Genomic DNA, 3,349 nt, shown 5'->3' on the forward strand with positions numbered 1-3,349 from the left:
GGCTTGAGTGCCCGGTGTCGTGTCTGGGGGTGCGGACAGTCGGTGATCTAGTGCGGCTCCTGGCGGAGGCGGGTCGCGCGGTGGGGTTGCTTGCGTTGGCGGGGGTTGCGGGTGTGGTGGTGCATGAGCATGAGCGGGTGACGCCTGCGTGCCCGATTGAGTGTTTGGGGTTGTCGGGTCGGGCGCTGGGCGCGTTGCGCGGTGACCTTGGCCCGACTGGGGTCGTGGGGGACGTGGTGCTGCTATTGCGCTCGGGGGAGTTGGCCGACGTGCGGGGGATTGGACCACGCCGGGCCGGGGAAATCCGGACAGCGCTGATCGCGGAGGGCTTCCCGGTAGAACCTGGGGGCTGGTGACGTTTCGCTGATCGGTCGGGAAGTTTTGGTGTGGTGGGTGCTGCGGGTTCGGGGTTGTGGCGGGGTGGGCGTGACGTTTTCGGATGTGGACGCTACAGTGCGGACAGATGCACGGTTGTGCGGTCAAGCGTCCTAGTAGTCAGGTGGTCGTCATGTCGAGCTTGGAATTCGAGCCTCCGAAGTACGCGCGGGTGGTGCTGGAGCTGCGCCGCAAGATCGAGAACGGCGACTACCCGCCCGGCTCCCTGCTGCCCTCGGAATCACAGCTCGTCCGGGAGTTCGCGGTCGGGCGGACCACGGTGGTGCGGGCGTTGCAGATGCTCCAGCAGGACGGCTGGATCACCCGCGAACACGGGCGCGGCTCGTACGTGAAGGGCCGTCCGAGCGCGGCGGCACGGCCCAGTCGTCCGGGCTTGGCCGTGCTCGATCGTGCGGAGACCTCGCCGGGGGTGACGCTGGTCGGCGTGGACCAGGTGGAGGCGCCCGGCCCGGTGGCGGGGCTGCTCGGCGTGGACGGTGGGCGGGTGCTGGCCCGGCGGTGGGTGGCGGTGCGGGACGGGGTCGTGTCGGAGGTGGTGACGTGCTGGTTCCCGCCAGAGCTGGTGTTCGGCACCGATCTGGACAAGCCGGGGCCGTTGCCGGTCGGGCTGCGCGATCACCTGCGAACGGTCAAGGGCCTGCGCATCGACCACATCGTGGAGCGGCTGACAGCGCGGTTGCCTGCCGGCGACGAACCCGGCGTGTTGAAGATTAAGAAGTCGGAGCCGGTCCTGTCGATTCTGGCGAGTCTGCACGACGCCTCGGATGCGGTGCGGTTCGTGGCCGAGGTGGTCATGCCGGGGTCGTTGCATGAGCTGGAGGACGTGTACAGCGTCCCGAACTGAACTCCTCCGGGCTCCGACCTGCGCTTTACTCGGTTGTGACGCACGTCACTCTCCTCGATGGGTTGTTCGGTCGAGTGGGCGAGGTATTCTCAACGCATGCACTCGTCCGGACAAGCGGACGGGTGAACGTTCGGAGGCGATACTCATGGCGGTACAAGGCCCGTTCAAGGTCACGTTCGGCGACGTGTTCCCGTTCGGCGCGTTCATCAAGGGCGGCGTGGAGCCGGTCCGCGACTTCGACCGATCCAGCAAGGAGAACTTCGTCCAGGCGCGCGACAAGGAGTCCGGCGAACTGGTGTGGGCGGTGGAGGCCCTCGACGCCGACCCGGCGGCCAAGGGCACCTTCAAGGTCAAACTCACCGCACCCGTGCAGCCGGTCATGCCGGAGGCTCCGGCGGGGTTCCCGTTCGTGCCGGTGGAGTTCGACGGCCTGTCGGTCACGCCGTACGTCAACAGCCAGAACGGCAGGCTCGCCTACTCCCTCAAGGCGACCGGGATGCATCCGGCCAACTTCAAGGGCGGCTCGGGTCGCTCGGCAGGCAAGGACGGCGGCGCGGCGGCGAAAGACGCGGCCTGATGTCTAGGTGGGGCGGCTGGAGCTGGTACCTCCGGCCGCCCCGCTTCTCTCTCCCCTGATCAGCACAAGTGAAAGAGGTGATCCATCATGGCATGGGAGTTCCGCAAGCTCGGGCCGGGCGAGAACGTCGCGGTCGAAGCGCAGCGTGACCCGTTCGCGGCTCCGAAGTGGGCGCCGCCGGTGTGGCACATGCCCGAAGGGCTCGTCCTGGTCGTCAACGCCGTCCGCGCCGTCGTCCGGACCGTGGTGTTCCTGGTCCGCAACATCGTCCCCGTCTCGGTCGCGTCTGGGCTGGGTTGGCTCGGCGTCCGCTACGGGTGGCTCGTCCCCGTCCTGGTCCTGGCCTTCGTCGCGGTCGGCTTGGGGGTGTGGGCGCGGGTGGACCGTCCGTCGTTCGTCCGCTGGGTCGCTCGTCCGGCGCGGTCCCGGTGGCGGCGGGTGTGGGTGTATCGGCGGCACTGGCAACCCGTCCTGGTCACGGCCGGACTCACCAAAGTCCACAAGGGCCGCGAATACTTGCCCTCGCTGGTGCGGGTCCGGTGCGGTCCGACGTCGGATCGGGTGCTGGTGCGGATGCTCAAGGGGCAGGCTCCGGATGCGTGGGAGCGGGTTGCGGTCAACCTCGCGCACGGCTTCGGCGCCTCGCTCGTCCGCGTCCGGGACGGGAACAAGCCGGGCCGGGTCTGGCTGGAGTTCGTCCGCAAAGATGCCCTCGCCGAACCCATCCCCGCACTCCCCATCCCGGACGCGGCCGAGGTCGACCTATCGGCGCTGCCGGTGGGACGTCAGGAGGACGGTTCGCCGTGGCGGCTGCGGCTGCTGGGAAACCACGTCCTCATCGCGGGCGCGACCGGGTCCGGCAAAGGGTCAGTGATCTGGTCGACCATCCGGGCGGTGCTGCCGTGGATGCTGGGCGGGCTGGTGGAGGTATGGGCGGTCGACCCCAAACGCATGGAACTGTCGTTCGGGCGTCCTCTGTTCGAGCGGTACGGGCGCTACTCCTCCGACCCGTCGGGCGGCATGGTCGCGCTGCTGGAGGACGCGGCAGCCGACATGAACGCCCGCGCCAACCGCTTCGCCGGGCACACCCGCTCGTTCACGCCGTCGCACGAGTTCCCGTTCCGGGTGATCGTGGTGGATGAGCTGGCGTTCCTGACCGCCTACTGCCCCGAACGCGACCTGCGCAAGCGGGCCGAATCGGCGCTGGCCGTGCTCACCAGTCAGGGCCGGTCGGTGGGGTACTGCGTGATCGGCGCGCAGCAGGACGCCCGAAAAGAGGTCAACAACCTGCGCAACCTGTTCCCCGACCGCATCGCCCTGCGACTGGACGAAGACGAACAGGTCGACATGGTCCTCGGTGACGGTGCACGTGACCGGGGTGCGCTGGCCGACCAGATCTCCTCCATCCCCGAGGTCGGCGCGAGGGTGGGGTTCGTCCGGCTGGAAACCTCACCGGATCCGGTGCGGGTGCGGGCCTCGTACGTGTCCGACGCCGACATCCGGGACATGGTCGCCCTCGCCCTGCCCGAGGT

General features: G+C 68.9%; 3 protein-coding genes. All 3 read left to right on the plus strand.

Annotation, left to right across the window (positions count from 1 at the left end; all coding sequences use genetic code 11):
* The first annotated feature begins 508 nt into the window (after window positions 1-508).
* The gene (locus E1287_RS42665; RefSeq protein WP_131971755.1) at window positions 509-1,240 is read left to right on the plus strand and encodes a GntR family transcriptional regulator; all 732 of its coding nucleotides are present in this window, start codon (window positions 509-511) and stop codon (window positions 1,238-1,240) included.
* Between the two features lie 145 nt (window positions 1,241-1,385).
* Window positions 1,386-1,817, plus strand: a complete 432-nt coding sequence (locus tag E1287_RS42670; RefSeq protein WP_131971757.1) for a plasmid replication, integration and excision activator — start codon at window positions 1,386-1,388, stop codon at window positions 1,815-1,817.
* Window positions 1,818-1,904: 87 nt separating this feature from the next.
* On the plus strand, window positions 1,905-3,349 hold a 1,445-nt coding region (locus E1287_RS42675; protein WP_243719832.1), incomplete at its 3' end, for an FtsK/SpoIIIE domain-containing protein.

This window comes from Actinomadura sp. KC06, assembly GCF_004348735.1.
In the GTDB taxonomy this organism is placed as follows: Bacteria; Actinomycetota; Actinomycetes; order Streptosporangiales; family Streptosporangiaceae; genus Spirillospora.